Origin of the sequence: Paenochrobactrum sp. BZR 201-1, assembly GCF_044987585.2 — a bacterium.
In the GTDB taxonomy this organism is placed as follows: Bacteria; Pseudomonadota; Alphaproteobacteria; order Rhizobiales; family Rhizobiaceae; genus Paenochrobactrum; species Paenochrobactrum pullorum.
The window spans coordinates 294,137-311,575 of the sequence record NZ_JBJDRZ020000001.1; the positions used below are offsets into that span (position 1 = coordinate 294,137).

Annotated in this window: 17 protein-coding genes, 1 tRNA gene and 1 other RNA gene; 11 read left to right on the forward strand and 8 right to left on the reverse strand. The window is 50.5% G+C overall.

The genetic code is table 11. The features are described from left to right. Nucleotides 1-45 precede the first annotated feature (45 nt). Complete coding sequence (locus ACI0FR_RS01570) at nucleotides 46-924, forward strand: prephenate dehydratase (protein WP_404906712.1); 879 nt, start codon at nucleotides 46-48, stop codon at nucleotides 922-924. A gap of 37 nt (nucleotides 925-961) precedes the next feature. Here the strand turns inward: ACI0FR_RS01570 and nudC are convergent, their stop codons facing one another. Then, nucleotides 962-1,909 carry an NAD(+) diphosphatase gene (nudC, locus tag ACI0FR_RS01575; RefSeq protein ID WP_404906711.1) on the reverse strand — a complete coding sequence of 316 codons (948 nt, stop codon included), beginning with the start codon at nucleotides 1,907-1,909 and terminating at the stop codon, nucleotides 962-964. A 28-nt stretch (nucleotides 1,910-1,937) separates the two neighbouring features. Continuing rightward, a complete protein-coding gene (locus tag ACI0FR_RS01580; RefSeq protein ID WP_374828947.1) occupies nucleotides 1,938-2,342 on the reverse strand; it encodes an HIT domain-containing protein in 405 nt (134 codons plus the stop codon). A gap of 70 nt (nucleotides 2,343-2,412) precedes the next feature. Here ACI0FR_RS01580 and ffs point away from each other — a divergent pair. The 5 genes from ffs (at nucleotide 2,413) to ACI0FR_RS01605 (ending at nucleotide 6,808) form a co-directional block, all read left to right on the forward strand. After that, an RNA gene (gene ffs, locus ACI0FR_RS01585) (signal recognition particle sRNA small type) lies at nucleotides 2,413-2,509 on the forward strand. A 135-nt stretch (nucleotides 2,510-2,644) separates the two neighbouring features. Then, nucleotides 2,645-4,459: a DNA polymerase III subunit gamma/tau gene (locus tag ACI0FR_RS01590; protein ID WP_374828948.1), complete on the forward strand. Its 1,815-nt coding sequence runs from the start codon at nucleotides 2,645-2,647 to the stop codon at nucleotides 4,457-4,459. 64 nt (nucleotides 4,460-4,523) lie between these two features. Next, a complete protein-coding gene (locus ACI0FR_RS01595; protein ID WP_374828949.1) occupies nucleotides 4,524-4,847 on the forward strand; it encodes a YbaB/EbfC family nucleoid-associated protein in 324 nt (107 codons plus the stop codon). Between the two features lie 69 nt (nucleotides 4,848-4,916). Then, nucleotides 4,917-5,522 (forward strand): recombination mediator RecR, encoded by a 606-nt coding sequence (gene recR / locus ACI0FR_RS01600; protein ID WP_374828950.1) that lies wholly within the window; start codon nucleotides 4,917-4,919, stop codon nucleotides 5,520-5,522. 17 nt (nucleotides 5,523-5,539) lie between these two features. Then, nucleotides 5,540-6,808 (forward strand): lytic murein transglycosylase, encoded by a 1,269-nt coding sequence (locus ACI0FR_RS01605; RefSeq protein ID WP_374828951.1) that lies wholly within the window; start codon nucleotides 5,540-5,542, stop codon nucleotides 6,806-6,808. On the opposite strand, the gene ACI0FR_RS01610 is transcribed toward ACI0FR_RS01605, so the two are convergent. Next, nucleotides 6,809-7,690 (reverse strand): LysR family transcriptional regulator, encoded by an 882-nt coding sequence (locus ACI0FR_RS01610; protein WP_404906710.1) that lies wholly within the window; start codon nucleotides 7,688-7,690, stop codon nucleotides 6,809-6,811. Between the two features lie 109 nt (nucleotides 7,691-7,799). Here ACI0FR_RS01610 and ACI0FR_RS01615 point away from each other — a divergent pair, with 109 nt between their 5' ends. Continuing rightward, nucleotides 7,800-8,819: a YeiH family protein gene (locus ACI0FR_RS01615; RefSeq protein ID WP_404906709.1), complete on the forward strand. Its 1,020-nt coding sequence runs from the start codon at nucleotides 7,800-7,802 to the stop codon at nucleotides 8,817-8,819. A 144-nt stretch (nucleotides 8,820-8,963) separates the two neighbouring features. On the opposite strand, the gene rpsA is transcribed toward ACI0FR_RS01615, so the two are convergent. The 3 genes from rpsA to aroA all read right to left on the reverse strand — a co-directional run bounded on the left by rpsA (nucleotide 8,964) and on the right by aroA (nucleotide 12,842). Beyond that, the gene (rpsA, locus tag ACI0FR_RS01620; RefSeq protein ID WP_374828954.1) at nucleotides 8,964-10,664 is read right to left on the reverse strand and encodes a 30S ribosomal protein S1; all 1,701 of its coding nucleotides are present in this window, start codon (nucleotides 10,662-10,664) and stop codon (nucleotides 8,964-8,966) included. Nucleotides 10,665-10,867: 203 nt separating this feature from the next. Next, the gene (cmk, locus tag ACI0FR_RS01625; RefSeq protein ID WP_374828955.1) at nucleotides 10,868-11,509 is read right to left on the reverse strand and encodes a (d)CMP kinase; all 642 of its coding nucleotides are present in this window, start codon (nucleotides 11,507-11,509) and stop codon (nucleotides 10,868-10,870) included. Then, entirely contained in the window at nucleotides 11,502-12,842 is a 1,341-nt protein-coding gene (aroA, locus tag ACI0FR_RS01630) for a 3-phosphoshikimate 1-carboxyvinyltransferase (protein ID WP_404906708.1), read from the reverse strand. Before aroA ends, cmk begins: the two co-directional genes overlap by 8 nt. A 331-nt stretch (nucleotides 12,843-13,173) precedes the next feature. On the opposite strand from aroA, the gene ACI0FR_RS01635 reads away from it, so the two are divergent. Further along, the gene (locus ACI0FR_RS01635) at nucleotides 13,174-13,548 is read left to right on the forward strand and encodes a TIGR02300 family protein (protein WP_374828957.1); all 375 of its coding nucleotides are present in this window, start codon (nucleotides 13,174-13,176) and stop codon (nucleotides 13,546-13,548) included. A 220-nt stretch (nucleotides 13,549-13,768) separates the two neighbouring features. Continuing rightward, nucleotides 13,769-13,844, forward strand: a tRNA-Ala gene (locus tag ACI0FR_RS01640). A gap of 118 nt (nucleotides 13,845-13,962) precedes the next feature. Here the strand turns inward: ACI0FR_RS01640 and ACI0FR_RS01645 are convergent. Further along, nucleotides 13,963-14,391 (reverse strand): Lrp/AsnC family transcriptional regulator, encoded by a 429-nt coding sequence (locus tag ACI0FR_RS01645; protein ID WP_374828964.1) that lies wholly within the window; start codon nucleotides 14,389-14,391, stop codon nucleotides 13,963-13,965. A 122-nt stretch (nucleotides 14,392-14,513) separates the two neighbouring features. Here ACI0FR_RS01645 and ACI0FR_RS01650 point away from each other — a divergent pair, with 122 nt between their 5' ends. Both ACI0FR_RS01650 and ACI0FR_RS01655 read left to right on the forward strand, forming a co-directional pair. After that, nucleotides 14,514-15,611: a saccharopine dehydrogenase family protein gene (locus ACI0FR_RS01650; protein WP_404906707.1), complete on the forward strand. Its 1,098-nt coding sequence runs from the start codon at nucleotides 14,514-14,516 to the stop codon at nucleotides 15,609-15,611. 131 nt (nucleotides 15,612-15,742) lie between these two features. Further along, complete coding sequence (locus ACI0FR_RS01655; protein ID WP_404906706.1) at nucleotides 15,743-16,792, forward strand: aldo/keto reductase; 1,050 nt, start codon at nucleotides 15,743-15,745, stop codon at nucleotides 16,790-16,792. A gap of 200 nt (nucleotides 16,793-16,992) precedes the next feature. Here the strand turns inward: ACI0FR_RS01655 and ACI0FR_RS01660 are convergent, their stop codons facing one another. Continuing rightward, nucleotides 16,993-17,193, reverse strand: a complete 201-nt coding sequence (locus ACI0FR_RS01660; RefSeq protein ID WP_374828967.1) for a hypothetical protein — start codon at nucleotides 17,191-17,193, stop codon at nucleotides 16,993-16,995. Between the last annotated feature and the right edge of the window lie 246 nt (nucleotides 17,194-17,439).

The window sequence follows — 17,439 nt, forward strand, 5'->3', positions numbered from 1 at the left end:
TGATTGCTTAGGGGCATTTAATTTCAATTGTAGAAAGCATTCCAAATGACACAGACGGCTGTGAAAACGAATCGTATTTCATTTCAGGGGGAAGCAGGCGCTAATTCTGATACCGCCTGCCGTAATATGTTTGAATCTATGGAGCCGCTGCCGTGCCCGACATTTGAGGATGCTTTTAATGCAGTGGAAAGTGGTTCCGCAGATCTGGCGATGATTCCAATAGAAAACACCCTGGCTGGCCGCGTGGCGGATATTCATTATCTGCTGCCATTGTCCGATATGCATATTGTCGGCGAATATTTCCTGCCAATCCATTTTCAACTGATGGTTTTGCTGGGCACCAAGCGCAAAGACATCAAAAGCGTGCACAGCCATGTGCATGCGCTGGGACAATGCCGCAAAGTGATCCGCGAAAATGGCTGGAAACCGGTAATTGCCGGTGACACGGCCGGTGCTGCGCGTATTGTTTCAGAAGCCGGCGACAAGTCGATGGCTGCACTTGCACCACGTTTGGCAGCCGATCTTTATGGGCTTGATATTTTGGAAGAGAATGTCGAGGACGCTGAAGATAACGTCACCCGTTTTGTTGTTTTATCCAAAACCAAAAAATGGGAACCGCGCCCGACCGACGGCAGCCGCATCATGACCACTTTTGTGTTCCGTGTGCGCAACGTGCCAGCCGCTCTCTATAAGGCGCTTGGCGGTTTTGCCACCAATGGCGTCAATATGACCAAGCTGGAAAGCTACCAGATTGGCGGCGCTTTTACGGCGACACAGTTTTATGCGGATATTGAAGGCCATCCTGAAGATCGTTCCGTGCGTCTGGCGCTGGAAGAACTGGGCTTTTTCACAACGGAGATACGGATATTGGGCGTTTATCGCGGCTCTGATTTCCGCGATACAGTTGCCCTTCCGGCAGAATAATAATAAAAAAGAGCCGGTTTATCCGGCTCTTTTTTATTTATGTGTCCAGATTGGCCCAAGCGGCAATCAGATGGCTGGCAATGGCATTTTTCTGCGGTGTTATCAGCCCGTCCGGATGAGTACCTGCAAGCATCAGGCGAACTTCATCGCGTGAAAACCAGCGTCCGTCTTCTAATTCGCTAAAATCAACGGTGAAATCATCGGATAAAACTTCCGCGTGGCAACCGATCATCAGCGAATAAGGAAACGGCCAGGGCTGGCTGGCATAATAGCCCACCCGCCCGATATCGAGCCCCATTTCTTCGGCGCTTTCACGGCGCACGGCTGCCTCAATCGTTTCGCCAGGCTCGATAAAACCAGCCAGTGATGAATAGGTTAAGGGAGCAAAATGCGGGCTGCGTGCCAAAATACATTTGTCGCCACGCACCGGCAGCATGATCGCCACCGGATCGGTGCGCGGGAACATTTCCGTGTCACAAGCATCGCAAATACGTTTGAAACCACCGGCGCGCATGGAAGTTTTTTGTCCGCAACGCCCACAAAACTGGTGATTTTTATGCCAGGTGTCGAGGGCAATCGCTTCGGCCATTGCGCCGGTCATATCATCGGGCAAAATATTCTCGACATAGATGGCGCGATAGGGAACGGCTTTGTAAGGCTCGGCCAAGGTTTCAGTGTTGATTTGCGCATTCACGGCCAACACCGAATAACCATCCAGCACACCGAGTAAAATGGCATTGTCCAGATCAGGCTGAAAGCGCTGCACTTGCTCAAGGCTAAAAAGAACCTGGGGATGGGAGGGGGCGGAATAATCCAGCACCAGCTTGCCGCCTTCCAGCACGATCAGGCGGGTGTTACTTTGCCCCAATGCGTCATGGCTTGCCGTATCGCTACGCTTTTCAGACTGGCGATCAATACGATTTCCGGCAAAGCCGACCAGTTTGCTTGGCTCGTCATGGGGTAAGCTAAAAAGTGGAAGGGACATGCGGATGCTTTTGTTGATTTTTGGAAAATTATAGGGCGTTACGGATTTTTTCAATGAAGCTTTGGGCTTCACTTTCACTATAGGCCACGCGGATACCATGCCCCCAAACAGGCCCCGGCCAACCAGCGTCACCCTCATTGCGTGCGATGACATGGCAATGAAGCTGGCGCACAATATTGCCCAAAGCGCCGATATTGATCTTGTCGCAGCCGGTGACGTTTTTCAACGCTTTGGCCACCATGTCTGATTCGAATGTCAGCATGGTCTGATCGAGCGGAGTTAAATCGAAAAGCTCGCTCAAATCAGGGCGACGCGGGATCAGAATCAACCACGGCCAGCGTTGATCATTCATCAGCCGCAAGTCACAAAGACCAAGCGACAGCACTGGAAAAGTGTCGGCATTAAGCCTGTCATCGAGAGTGAACTGTTTCATAATGCAATCAATAACAGTTTTTTTTGAACATGGCTTGCTTTTTGTAGCCGAATTGACGATATGAACCTTGGGAGGTTGGTGGTGGACGAGCCACTCGCCAACCGGGTCAGGTCCGGAAGGAAGCAGCCCTAACGAGCAAGGCACGGGTCGCCGTGCCAGCCTCCCACCTTTTTCCTTCCTCTTTTTCTTGTGCGGGACACGTCTTGTGTATTGGCATCGCAGCTTCAAACTGTGTTAAGCTTTCAATACTCGCCCGAACAATTGATGAAGATACGAGCGAACAGATAACGGAAGGGTCTTGAATGGACACGACATCCGCAGATGGCGCTTATCGCGTTCTGGCTCGAAAATACCGCCCGCAAAACTTTGATGATCTCATTGGCCAGGAGCCAATGGTACGCACCCTTTCCAATGCGTTTGAAACCTCACGCATTGCACAAGCATGGATGCTGACAGGGGTTCGCGGAGTGGGGAAAACCACTACTGCGCGTATTTTGGCGCGCGCTCTCAATTACGAATCTGACAGCGTTCATCAGCCAACCATCAATCTGTCGGTTATGGGCGAACATTGTCAGGCGATCATGGAAGGCCGCCATGTCGACGTGATCGAGATGGACGCCGCCTCACATACAGGTATTGATGATATTCGCGAGATTATCGAGCAGGTGCGTTACCGGCCTGTTTCGGCGCGTTACAAAGTCTATATCATCGATGAGGTGCATATGCTCTCCACGCAGGCTTTCAACGGCCTGTTGAAAACACTGGAAGAGCCGCCGCCGCATGTGAAATTTATTTTTGCGACTACAGAAATTCGCAAAGTGCCGATCACGGTTCTGTCGCGCTGTCAGCGCTTTGATCTGCGTCGCATCGAATCAGGCACCTTGGCTAAACATTTGCGTAAAATTGCTGGTCTTGAGCAAATTGATGTCGATGACATATCGCTTGCGATGATTGCGCGCGCTGGTGAAGGCTCGGTGCGCGATAGTCTGTCGATTTTCGATCAGGCCATTGCCCATGGCAGCGGCATGGTGGAGCCCGATGCGGTGCGTGCCATGCTGGGGCTTGCCGATCGGGCACGCATTATCGATCTGTTTGAAATGCTGATGCGCGGTGATGTGGCCGGTGTTTTGAAAGAATTCCGCGCCCAATATGATGTCGGTGCTGATCCGGCGGTTGTGCTGACTGATCTGGCTGATTTTAATCATTTGGTCACGCGTCTGCGCTTTACGCCGGACATTGCCGATGATGCTTCGATCTCGGAAGATGAGCGCAGTCGCGGTCGTGATTTTGCCAGTCGCCTATCCATCCGTGTGCTGTCACGTACATGGCAGATGCTGTTGAAGGGCATTGCGGAAGTCGAAACCGCGCCGCGCCCCGTACAAGCTGCCGAAATGTTGCTGATTCGCTTGGCTCATGCCGCGGACTTGCCGACATTGGATGAAGCTTTAAAGACCTTGCAAAGCGGTGAACATAGTACCCGTACGACCGGTTCTGCTGCTCCGTCATCCGGTGGTGGTAATGGCGGCGGTGCTGGTCATCAGGCACAGGCTGTGTCGGGCATGATGATGGCATCTTCCAGTGGCAATGGTGGCGCTGCGACAGCTATGCGCTTGGTTGAAACAACACCTGATAGCGTACCAGCTCAGCAACGAGTTCAGACGGAGCCGGTTCAGGAAGCTCCGGCGGTTCCGCTTAAAAGTCTGGAAGATATAGTTGCACTGGCCGATCAGCATCGTGATGTACAATTCAAAATTCTCGTTAAAAATTATGTAAAATTGTCCAGCATTGCACCAGGCCGATTGGAAATTGGCCTGACCGATGATGCACCCAAAAGCTTGGTCAGCGATATTTCGCAAAAGCTGCTTGAATGGACTGGGGTGCGCTGGGTTGTGACGGTTGCGCGTAATGTCGAAGGCAAAACCGTTGCACAGGCTGAAAGTGAGCGCCGTGAAAATCTGGTGACGGATGCGCGCGCTGATCCGGATGTCGCTGCTATTTTGGCGGCCTTTCCAGGCGCAAAAATTACTGACGTGCGCATTTCAGCACCGGAAAATTCTGATCTGGATATTGATATGGACGCAGACCTCATCGATATATCACATGACGACGATGAATAATCGATCAGTTTGATTCGTCGCATGTAGCTATTTGCAATATGCGTTCTGAACAGGAGAAATTCTTATGCGTGACATGCTTGGCATGATGAAACAGGCGAAAGAAATGCAGGCTAAGATGAAAGTCATGCAGGAAGAAATCGCCAATCTGGAAACCACAGCTCAATCTGGTGGCGGTTTGGTTTCTGTGACTCTTTCCGGCAAAGGCACTTTGTCGGCGCTCAATATCGATCCCTCGATGATGAAAGAGGGCGAAGGCGAGATTTTGGAAGACCTGATCATTGCAGCACACAATGATGCCAAGGCAAAGCTGGAAGCCCAAATGGCTGAAAAAACACAAGCTCTCACCGCTGGTCTGCCAATTCCTCCGGGTTTCAAACTACCGTTCTGATTGCATAAAACATACGGCAGTGTAGCAAAACACTGCCGTTTTCATGACTCCTCATTGATTGCATAAAACATGTCCAAACGTATTGCCGGCCCCGAAATCGAACGCTTGATTCAGCTCTTGGCACGGGTGCCGGGGTTGGGGCCGCGTTCGGCACGTCGTGCTGCTTTGCATCTGATTAAGAAAAAAGAAGCATTGCTGGTGCCGCTTGGTGGCGCCATGCAGGAGGCTGCCGAAAAAGTTCGCATCTGCCATACATGCGGTAATGTCGATACCACCCAGCCTTGCACCATTTGTACCGATCCGCGCCGTGATCCTTCCGTGCTGATCGTGGTGGAAGATGTGTCTGATCTCTGGGCATTGGAGCGCGCTGGCACTATGAATGTCGGCTACCATGTGCTGGGCGGGCGTTTGTCGCCGCTTGATGGTATTGGCCCTGATGATTTGAATATCCGCACACTGGTGGAACGGGTGTCCGAAGGCGTGATTAAAGAAGTCATTCTGGCGGTGAATGCCACTGTTGAAGGGCAAACCACCGCCCATTACATCACCGATCAATTGACCGGTTTTGAAGTGAAAGTCACTCGATTGGCGCATGGTGTGCCGGTGGGTGGCGAACTGGATTATCTGGACGAAGGCACTTTGTCGGCGGCACTGCGGGCACGTACCAGTTTTTAATAAAAGGGTTTTAATCCATGCAAAACCGTGAGTATTTCTTCCAAATCCTGTCGCGGTTTTTGTTTGGTCTTATCGCCCTTTTTGCTAGTTTGAGTTTGGCACAAGCGCAAGTAAATCAAGCCGCCACGGAAAAAGCTTTTCAGAACTGGCTCGCCAAAGACCTGTGGCCTGAGGCTCAAGCGGCGGGTGTCTCGAGCGGCACTTTCAACAAAGCTTTTGCTGGTGTGAGTATCAATTGGAAACTGCCGGATCTGGTGGTTCCTGGCACCAAACCGACAACACCTAAAAAACAGACACAGGCAGAATTTGGCGCGCCAGCCAATTATTTTAATGCCAAAACCATGCAACAACTGACCCAAGGCGGGCAGGCACGTTTGAAACAATATGCGTCTGTACTTGGTGCTATCGAAAAGCAATATGGCGTGCCGAAACAGACGTTGCTGGCTGTCTGGGGGCGTGAATCGGGTTTTGGCGGGGTGAAAATTCCCTATAATGCGTTTGAGGTGCTTGGCACCAAAGCTTTTATGGCGACACGCAAAGATATGTTTCGCAAAGAACTGATCGCAGCCCTGCAAATTATCCAGCGTGGTTACATTGAAGTGGGCTCCATGAAAAGTTCATGGGCTGGCGCATTAGGCCAGCCGCAATTCATGCCTACCTCTTATTTGCAGCATGCGGTGGATTTTGATGGCGACGGCAAACGCGACATTTGGAATTCAGTGCCGGATACGCTCGGCTCAATTGCTAATTATCTGCATCATTCCGGCTGGCAGCGCGGGCGCGATTGGGGCTTTGAGGTCAATGTACCAGAAAACCTTTCCTGCTCGCTGGAAGGCCCCGATCAGGGCAAAACCATTGCTGAATGGGCGCGTCTTGGTATCAAACGTGTGAACGGCAAAGCCTTTCCGGCGCATGAATTGAAGGGCGATGGCTTCTTGCTGATGCCAGCCGGTCGGCATGGTCCGGCCTTTATCGTCACACCCAATTTTTATGTGCTGAAAGCCTATAATATGAGCGATCTTTATGCTCTGTTTATTGGGCATGTTGGCGACCGTATCGCTTATGGTGCTGGCAATTTCCAACAGCCTTGGGGCGCAGTTGGTCATATGTACCGCTCCGATGTGGCGGCGATGCAGAAAAAGCTGCAAGGGCATGGGCTTGATGTCGGCAATCCGGACGGATTGGTCGGTTTTAAAACCCGCCGTTCCATTGGCCTTTGGCAAACTAAAGCCGGATTGCAACCAACCTGTTTTCCAGATCAGGCTTTGTTGAAACAAATTCGCTGATTATGAAGGTAGTAGGTCAATCAAGGCATGGGCGGCTTTGGTGCGGTAGCGCTCTTTATGCGAAACCAACAGAAATTGACGCTGCGGCAAAGGAAGCTCTATTTTGATCAAATTTTGAGTTAAAAGATGCGGTGCCGCTGCTAGTTCCGAGATGACAGTTGTGTAGACACCGGATTGAACGGCTGAGCAAACTGCTTCATTGGAAGGCAGTTCCAACGCGATTTTTAATTGCTCAGGCATAAAGCCTTGTGCGCGCAAAGCATCTTCATAAACGGCTCGGGTGCCGGAACCCTGTTCGCGTAAAATCCATTGCCCGTCTTGAATAAGATCAGCAAAACCAGTTGGTGGCTTAGCAATCCACGGATGGGTTTTGCCGACCACCAGAATGAGTTGATCTTCACCCACGCGTTTTATTTGCAGGCTTGGCTCATGAATAGTGCCTTCCACAAAGCCCAGATCAGCGCTGCCGTCACGGGTGGCTTCAGCAACGCTATGCGTATTGCCGATATGTAAATCCACCACGATGGCCGGAAACTGTGCTTTAAAAAGGGCAAGCAATGGCGGCAGCCAATAGCTGGCAATGGTCTGGCTGGCAAAAATGGTGAGGCTACCGCGTTTCAAGCCGCCAAGTTCCGACAAGGTCAGTTCGGCCGCTCGCGCACGTGCCAAGGTGGCGCGTGCTTCATCCAGAAAAATCCGTCCGTCATCGGTCAGTTCAATACGGCGGCCAATCCGGTTGAAGAGCGTCGCACTATAGCGATCTTCCAGTGTACGGATGGCAGAACTCACGGCTGAAGGCGTGAGGCGCAACGCACCGGCTGCTTGTGTCAGATGTTCTTTTTCCGCGACAGCAATAAAAATGCGCAGCTGTTCCAGTGTCATTGCGTCACCATCATTCGATTTTGTCTAATATATCATGCCATATAATGAAATGGATTGAACAGACGATTTATTGCATAAGATGAGAAAATAATTCTCGAAGTGTATGGCAATGACAGAAAAATTAATCGCATTTGTTGATAAAAATTGGCGGGGCGTGCTGCTGAGCAGTGGCGTTGCACTGGTGGCAGTTGGGCTGGAAATGGTTGAAGCCGAAATTTTTGGCCGCGCATGGTTGGAAGCGCTGGTGCTGGCAATTTTGCTCGGAACCTCCATTCGTTCAACCTTGCGCCCGTCTGCAAGATTTACGAGCGGTATCAATTTTTCGGCCAAAATGCTGCTGGAAATTGCCGTGGTTCTGCTTGGTGCATCCATCAGTACATCAGCGATTGTCGCGGCAGGCGCTGGGTTGATTACCGGGATTGCCGCCATTGTGATGCTGACGATTGCAGTGAGCTACGGCATCGGGCGTTTGCTGCGTCTACCATCAAAAATGGCGATGCTGGTTGCTTGCGGTAATTCGATTTGTGGCAACTCGGCTATTGCTGCCGCAGCGCCCGTCATTGAAGCCAAAAGCGATGATGTGGCAGCGTCGATTGCGTTTACAGCTATTTTAGGCGTGGTGGTCGTTCTGCTTCTGCCCCTGCTGGTGCCGCTTCTCGACATGTCTTTCACCCAATATGGTGTGATGGCTGGTTTGACAGTTTATGCAGTGCCGCAGGTTTTGGCCGCAACAGCCCCTGTGAGCGCGTTGAGCCTTCAATTGGGTACATTGGTCAAACTGGTGCGTGTTTTGATGCTGGGGCCGGTTATTCTCGTGTTGGCGCTGATCTATGGCAATAGTCAGGCCAATGCACGACCAGGTTTGAGCAAACTGGTGCCTTGGTTCATTATCGGTTTTTTGGGTATGATGGCTTTGCGCTCATTGGGTGCCATTCCTGAAGCGCTGCTGCCAATTATCCAGCATACTGCAACAGTGCTGACGATTATTTCGATGGCAGCACTCGGCTTGGGCGTTGATGTGCGCTCCGTGGCACAGGCTGGCGGGCGGGTAACACTGACAGCCGTTCTGTCTTTGCTGTTCTTGGGAGCCATCAGCTACGGCTTCATTCTGTTGTTGCAGATCGCCTGATTTGTGCAGGTTTTAGGTACAAACAAAAATGCCCGCCGATAGTGATATCGGCGGGCATTTCTTAAGCTTTATCAGAAAACTTATTGTCTAACATATCGTGTCCGAAAACCGCTTTATAATTTGGGCAGTTTTCGGGATATGTTATTAGTTGGTTTCTGACTTCTTCATTGCTGCAGCAAGAATGTCGCCGAGCGATGCGCCTGAATCAGATGAACCGTACTGTGCAACTGCTTCTTTTTCTTCAGCGATTTCGAGAGCCTTGATAGAAACCTGCAATTTGCGGCTTTTCTTGTCGAAAGCGATGACGCGTGCGTCAAGCTTCTGGCCAACGGAGAAACGCTCTGTGCGCTGTTCGTCACGGTCACGGGACAGATCTGAACGCTTGATGAAGCTTTCCAGATCGTGGTCAACCAGACGTACTTCCAGACCGTTGTCGGTTACAGCGGTTACTTCACAAGCAACAACTGCGTTTTTGCGCAGGTCGCCGGAAGAAGCTGCTTCACCAACGCTATCGCCGGTCAGCTGTTTGATGCCGAGCGAGATACGTTCTTTTTCGACGTCTACATCAAGAACAACTGCCTTCACGACATCGCCCTTGTTGTATTCTTCGATAACCTGTTCGCCTGGACGGTTCCAGTCGAGATCGGACAAGTGAACCATACCGTCTACATCGCCATCAAGACCGATGAACAGACCGAATTCGGTTTTGTTCTTGACTTCACCTTCAACGATGGTGTCCTTCGGATATTTCTGAGCGAAGGTTGTCCATGGGTTGTCGAGGGTCTGCTTGAGGCCGAGCGAGATGCGGCGCTTGACCGGATCAACTTCGAGAACGACAACTTCAACTTCCTGTGTTGTGGACAGGATTTTGCCTGGGTGTACGTTCTTCTTGGTCCACGACATTTCTGAAACGTGGATCAGGCCTTCAATACCGGCTTCGATTTCAACAAATGCACCGTAGTCGGTGATGTTGGTGACAGTACCGGTGATCTTCTTGCCGATCGGGTACTTAGCACCGATACCATCCCAAGGATCGCTCTCAAGCTGCTTCATGCCGAGTGAGATACGATGTGTTTCTTGGTTGATGCGGATGATCTGCACCTTGACGGTCTGGCCGATGGTGAGGATTTCCGATGGATGGTTAACACGGCGCCATGCCATGTCGGTAACGTGCAACAGACCGTCAATGCCGCCCAGATCAACGAACGCACCGTAATCGGTGATGTTCTTGACGACGCCTTCAACAACCTGACCTTCTTCAAGGTTCTGAACGATTTCAGAGCGCTGTTCCGCACGTGATTCTTCAAGAACTGTACGACGTGAAACAACGATGTTGCCACGACGCTTATCCATTTTGAGAATCTCAAACGGCTGCGGGTTGTGCATCAGCGGGGTTACATCGCGGATAGGACGAATATCAACCTGTGAGCGCGGCAAGAATGCAACTGCGCCGTCCAGATCAACGGTGAAGCCACCCTTAACCTGATTGAAGATAACACCGTCAACGCGTTCGCCGGCGTTGAACTTCTGTTCAAGCTTGACCCAGCTTTCTTCGCGACGTGCTTTTTCACGTGACAATACAGCTTCGCCGAGAGCGTTTTCGATGCGTTCGACGTAAACTTCGACTTCATCGCCCGGCTTCATCGAGCCGTCTTTGCCCTTGGCGCCAAATTCCTTCAGCGGTACCCGGCCTTCGACCTTCAGACCTGCATCGATGATTGCCATGTCTTTTTCGATGGCAACGATACGGCCTTTGACAACGTAACCTTCTGCAAGGTCATTAGATGCAAAAGATTCGGCCAGAAGAGCTTCGAAGTCTTCGCGTGTAGGATTCATTTGTGACATATAAACTCCTGAAGTATCCGTCATATAGTCGGATACAGAGCGCCGGTGGTTCGTGTTTCAAATTGCTTGGCTCCGGTTCTGTTTCCTGAATAAAATCAAGAGACTATCCGGCGCGGTGAACGCGGAGCAAAGCAGGTTTAGTCCAAGAGTCCCAATCTTAAAAATAAGATTGGCAGATTCATGATCTGGGCAAACAGATAAAACTATTGATGGGCTAATGCCGCATCTATAAGCTTTTTAGCAGCCAGAAACGCCGCTTCTATATCCATTTTTGTCGTATCTAGCAAGTGTGCATCGCTTGCCGGGCGTAATGGAGAATCGCTGCGTCCCATGTCGCGCTCGTCCCGAAGCTTCAGATCACTCAAGACATCATCATACACGGCTTGGCCGCCTTTGGACAATATTTCTTGATAGCGACGCTCCGCACGCGTTTCAGGCGAGGCGGTGACATAGAGTTTGACCGGTGCCTCTGGGCAGACAACCGTGCCGATATCGCGGCCGTCCAGCACAGTGCCGGGCAGTGTTTGCGCAAAATTTTGCTGAGCTTTGACAAGTGCGCGACGCACGGCAGGCATCACCGCAATTTTGGAAGCCGCCTCACCCACATCGTGAGCAGCCAACACGTTACGATCAAGATGGTTGAGGCTGACGGAAAGGGCGATCGCTTCCGCGACCGACTCATCGTCTAACGGTAAAGCCTGATCCAGCATGGTTTTGGCAACCGCACGATAGGTGAGGCCGGTATCCAGATGATGGAAGCCGTAATGCTCGGCCAGTCTGCGGGCAAGGGTACCTTTGCCCGAAGCGGCAGGCCCATCAATGGCAATGGTAAAAGCTTTAGTCATCAAACTGAGCCCCTAAACCACGCATCATTTCAAAAAACTCAGGGAAGGATGTGGCGATCATATTGCCGTCATCAACGGTGACCGGTTTTTCTGCCGCCATACCCATCACGAGGAAGCTCATTGCAATACGGTGATCAAGGTGGGTGGCGACAGTGCCGCTGCCAATGCCCTTGCCATTTGGTCGCCCGCGCACAGTCAGTGACATTTCACCTTCAGTGCAATCCACGCCATTGGCTTCAAGCCCACGGGCAACGGCGGCAAGGCGATCTGATTCTTTGACACGCAATTCATCCAGACCATCCATGATGGTTTCGCCTTCAGCAAAACTGGCAGCAATCGCCAGCACCGGATATTCGTCGATCATTGAAGGTGCGCGTTCCGGCGGAACGATGACGCCTTTCAGCTCAGACGAGCGCACCCGCAAATCAGCCACATCTTCACCACCGGCAAGGCGTGCATTAAGAATTTCAATGTCGGCACCCATTTCCTGCAAGGTGGTGATGAGACCGGTACGGGTCGGGTTCATCAACACATTGCGTATGGTGATGTCGGAGCCTTCCGTGAGGAGCGCCGCCACCAGCGGAAATGCGGTCGAGGATGGATCCCCCGGCACATCAATGGCCTGGCCGGTGAGTTTGCCTTGGCCAACAATGTGGATGTGACGCACACCATCACTATCGGTTTCAACGCTCAAATCCGCGCCAAAACCTTGCAGCATTTTCTCTGTATGATCGCGGGTCATCACTGGTTCAATGACGGTGGTGATACCCGGTGTATTCAGACCTGCCAGCAGTACGGCTGATTTTACCTGCGCCGAGGCCATCGGCACGCGGTAGCGAATCGGTGCTGCAACTTTTGGCCCGCGCAGGGTCAAAGGCATACGGTCGCCGCTAGCCGCCTCTACCTGCACGCCCATCAGGCGCAGAGGTTCAAGCACACGCGCCATTGGGCGCGAGGTCAGGGATGCGTCACCGGTAAAGGTGGTTTTCATATCATAAACACCCACCAGCCCCATGGTGAGGCGGGCACCCGTGCCGGCATTGCCGAAATCAAACGGTGCTACTGGTTCAAGCAGACAGCCATTGCCGGTACCATTGATGATCCACTCATTGCCTTCTTTGCGGATTTGGGCACCCATGGCCTGCATGGCGCGGCCGGTATTGATGATATCTTCACCTTCCAAAAGGCCGGTGATGCGGGTTTCGCCGGAGGCGAGACCGCCAAACATGAAGGATCTGTGGGAGATAGATTTGTCACCCGGAATGCGGATATCGCCTTTAAGCGCCGTCGAGCGGCGGGCGGTTGCAGGTTTCGGGGAAGCAGAATGGGACATGTTCGTTTGTTCGCTTGTCGCATTAATGGGTCGTGTCTGACGACCAGGATTGATAAAAGCGCTGCTTTCCTAGCACAGCTTGCCCACGGGGTCATCCTGCAAAACAAAAACCGGTGGCTAAAAGACCCTTGGCCGAAATGAGAAGGAGGAAAAACACGGTAAAAACATGTAGAACATGCGATGAAGATGAGGCAATATCGTCTTTGTCTTTGACAAAGGTGTACAATTACGTTTATGCACCGGAAAAACACCGTAAAAGGCGTGTCCTGATGCTTGGCTTCGTGAGGTGCCTGCGCGGACTGCTGTAGCCAGTAAAATGACGAGGCTTGACGTGGCAAAACCTGAACTTGGTACTAAACGTATTGATCCGGAAACGGGTCGTAAATTTTATGATCTCAATCGCGATCCGATTGTTTCTCCTTATACAGGACAATCTTATCCGCGTTCTTACTTCGAAACTTCGGTTGATAGCCGTGAAGAAGAAGAGGAAGAAGCAGAAGGTGTTGATGTTGCTGTTGACGCACCTGAATTCATCTCGCTCGAAGATGCGGATGGCGATGTAAAAGACGATGATCTTCCTGATCTGGATGATGATGTCGAGCTGGATGATGACGGCGACGACACATTCCTGGAAGAAGAAGATGACGAAGATGACATGACCGGCCTTATCGGCGGTGGCGTCAGCGACGACGACGACGAGGCCTGATTTCGTCTTGGAGTTAAGAAACCGGCGGGTGTCGAATAACGAATACCCGCCGGAATTCAAAAAGCTATGTACAAAAGTGCAAAGCTTTTGCAAGAGTTGAAAAATACCTCTTGATCTTCTTTGCGGCTCGTTTTAAGTAGCCGCCATAGCAAGTTTAAAACTTGCGAATCTTTAAGATGAACACCCGGTTCATCCCGCTTTAAAAGCAGTAAAGATTGATGGGGCCATAGCTCAGCTGGGAGAGCGCTTGCATGGCATGCAAGAGGTCAGCGGTTCGATCCCGCTTGGCTCCACCAAATTTTCCTCATCATTTTTACTTATGTTTGATCGTCACAATCAGCCTATTCGTGATTGTTATGCTGTGACATTCACAACATGAATAAGGTTTTACAGAGATAGCGGCAGATTAAATTTTTAACGTTCGATTCGCGTAGATAGAATGATCGAGGACATCGTCCGCTCGACCCCTTCCAACGCGCCGATCTGATCCAGCACCTGATCAAGCTCGCCGATGGAGGGAGCTTCCACCACTGCGGCCATATCATAATGACCGCTGACGGAATGTAAGGAACGCACGGCGAGAATCGTTCGCAGCCGTGCTTCCACCTGTGGTGATAATTTCGGCAGGCAGGTTAAGAGCACATGGGCGCGTACCAAATCTTTTTCGTAAATTGAGGAAAGGCGCACCGTATAGCCTTCAATCGCACCGGATTTTTCCAGTCTTTCAAGGCGGCTTTGTACGGTTGTGCGCGAAACCCCTAACCGTCTTGCCAGTTCGGTGGTAGAGGCACGCGCATTTTCACGCAGCAGTGCAATTAGGGTATGATCAGCTTTTGTCAGCATAATGATTAATTATTACGTCAAATCGTTCAAATTGGCAACGTTATATTGATATAAGTGCAGCTACTATTTGCATGTACTCTCTGCGATTCTAAATGTCTATTATGAATTCGAGGGAGATTGTCATGAAAGAAGTTGTCGTTGTTGGTGCAGGTAAAATCGGGGCAACCATTGCTGATCTTCTGAATGCGACGGGTGATTATGCCGTCACCGTTATTGACCGCTCACAGGCGCAGCTTGATGCTTTGGAGGCATCAAAAGGCATCAAAACCAGCATGATCGATATTGAAAATGCGGCTGAGTTGAAAAAAGTTCTGACCGGTAAATTTGCAGTTTTGAGTGCCGCACCTTTTCATTTGACCACCCGCATTGCACAGGCCGCCGCAGATGCGGAAGTGCATTATCTTGATCTGACTGAAGATGTGGCAAGCACCCGTTTTGTGAAAGATTTGGCTAAAACTGCCAAAACTTGTTTTGTCCCGCAATGTGGTCTGGCGCCGGGCTTTATCTCTATTGTAGCTTATGATCTGGCCAGCCATTTTGATACGCTGGATACGGTGCGCATGCGTGTAGGCGCTTTGCCGCAATATCCGTCCAATGCGCTCAATTATAATCTGACATGGAGCACGGACGGCGTCATCAATGAATATTGCGAGCCGTGCGAGGCGATTGTCGACGGTGAATTGACGGAAGTTCCGGCATTGGAAGAGCGTGAAGAGTTCTCGCTTGATGGTGTGACCTATGAAGCTTTCAATACGTCCGGTGGGCTCGGCACTTTATGCGAAACCTTGAAAGGCAAAGTGCGCACACTCAATTATCGCACGATTCGCTATCCTGGTCATGCTGCGATCATGAAGGCACTGCTCAATGATCTGGGCCTGCGGGATAGCCGTGATGTGCTTAAAGATATTTTTGAAAATGCGTTGCCATCGACCTTGCAGGATGTGGTGGTGATTTTTGTGACAGTTAGCGGTCGCAAAAATGGCCGTCTGGTGCAGGAAACCTACGCCAACAAGGTTTATGCCCGCGCTATTGGCGATGTGGTGCGTAGCGGTATCCAGATTACGACGGCTTCCGCTATTTGCGCAGTGCTGGATATGTTGGCCGACGGGCATTTGCCGCAAAAAGGGTTTGTCAAACAAGAAGAAATTGCTCTGGGCAAATTTCTCGAAAATCGTTTTGGCAAAGCCTATGCGCAAGCCGAGCACCATCATGGTTGCTAGATGAAATTGGCAGGCAGCGGCAATTCCAAACGCTGCCTGCTGCAAAAAATGATATTCGGTGTAGCGCCTGATAATTTTGCAGGTTACATCTTGGGGGAGAATTGAACCTTCCAGGGAATGTAACGTTGAAAATGAAGAAACTGGGTCGCACAGACCTGCAAGTTACCGAAATTTGTCTGGGCACCATGACATGGGGTGTTCAGAATAGTGAAGCAGATGCGCATGCTCAGCTAGATTATGCACTCTCGCAAGGCATTAATTTTATTGATACAGCCGAAGGCTATGCCGTGCCGATGTCGGCGGAAAGCTTTGGTAAAACAGAAAATTATATCGGTACTTGGTTTAAAAAATCCGGTGCGCGTGACAAAGTTATTTTAGCCTCCAAAATTTCCGGTGGTGGCAGACAAAAATGGATCCGCGACGGTGCGGCACCAAACCGCCGGAATATCCGTGAAGCGGTAGAGGCAAGTCTGCGCCGTTTGCAAACGGATTATATTGATCTTTATCAAATTCATTGGCCAAGCCGTCCCAATTTCCATTTTGGCGCAGCGTGGAAATATGAGGCCTATTCGGATGATCCGGCGCACTCAACTGAAAGCGTGCTGGAGCGTATGGCCGATGTGCTTGATGGCCTGAATGATATGGTCAAAGAGGGCAAAATACGCCACACCGGCCTTTCGAATGAAACCGCATGGGGTGTGATGCAATGGCAGCGTTTGGCGCGTGAAGCCGGTTTTGCCCCTATGGTCAGCATTCAAAACGAATACGGTCTGTTGCAGCGGCATTTTGATTATGATCTGGCCGAAGTTGCCCGTCATGAGAAAGTGGGCTTGCTGGCCTATTCGCCGCTGGCAGCTGGTGTGCTGACCGGTAAATATCTAAATGGTGCGATGCCTGAAGGTGCGCGCGGTACCGTGGCGGTGGACGGTTTCTGGCGCAATAATGAATATGCCTCCAAAGCCGTGCGGGAATATTGTGCTGTAGCGGATAAGCACGGGCTGGATATTGCGCAAATGGCATTAGCCTTTGCCTTGAGCCGCCCGTTTATGACATCGGTCATTATTGGCGCTACATCAATGGCGCAGTTAAAGAGCAATATTGAAGCTGGTGAACTGCAATTAAGCGATGAAGTTTTGAGTGATATTGCACGTGTTTATCGTGACCATCCGCGCCCGCTTTAAAACAGGCTTTAAAATACGAAAAAGGTCGGGGTTGCCCCGACCTTCCGCTGCTTATTTCACTCGAATGCCAGTACTTCCGTGGTCATGAGCGAAATAATCTCTGATTTGTCATTATCTATAGAGCATTATCATTACAGATAAATGACAGGGTTTAAACTGCTAGAACTGGCAAGAACGCAAAATAAATATTCAGCGCCTGATCAGGCAGCCATATCGATTTCTTCCATGCTGATATTGTTGTAGGCGTAAATATCGCACAAGCATTCATGCATGAGATCAAGATCGACAGGGCCGATACGGCTTAATACCGTATCCAGTTCATCTGGCTGGATGCCTTGATTGAGAAGTTCGACCAAAGCTTGAATCAAAATGTTTTTGTCATCAAATCTATAGCGTTGCATGATGCTCGCCCTCATATGTCCGCTTAAAATCTTGTCTTCAAAATTATGGCAGGATGGTTAAGGTTTGGTTAAATCAAATTAATAAAGAAGAGCTGAGAACAGTCTGATTGAATATGAATAAAAGTCTTTATGGTTTGAGTTTTGAGGTGTTCGAAATTTTTGTCAAACAGTTTCAATGCTTTGATAAAAAATAAAAGGCGCTGGTTTCATACAGCGCCTTTTATTATTTTTTATATGAGCAATTTT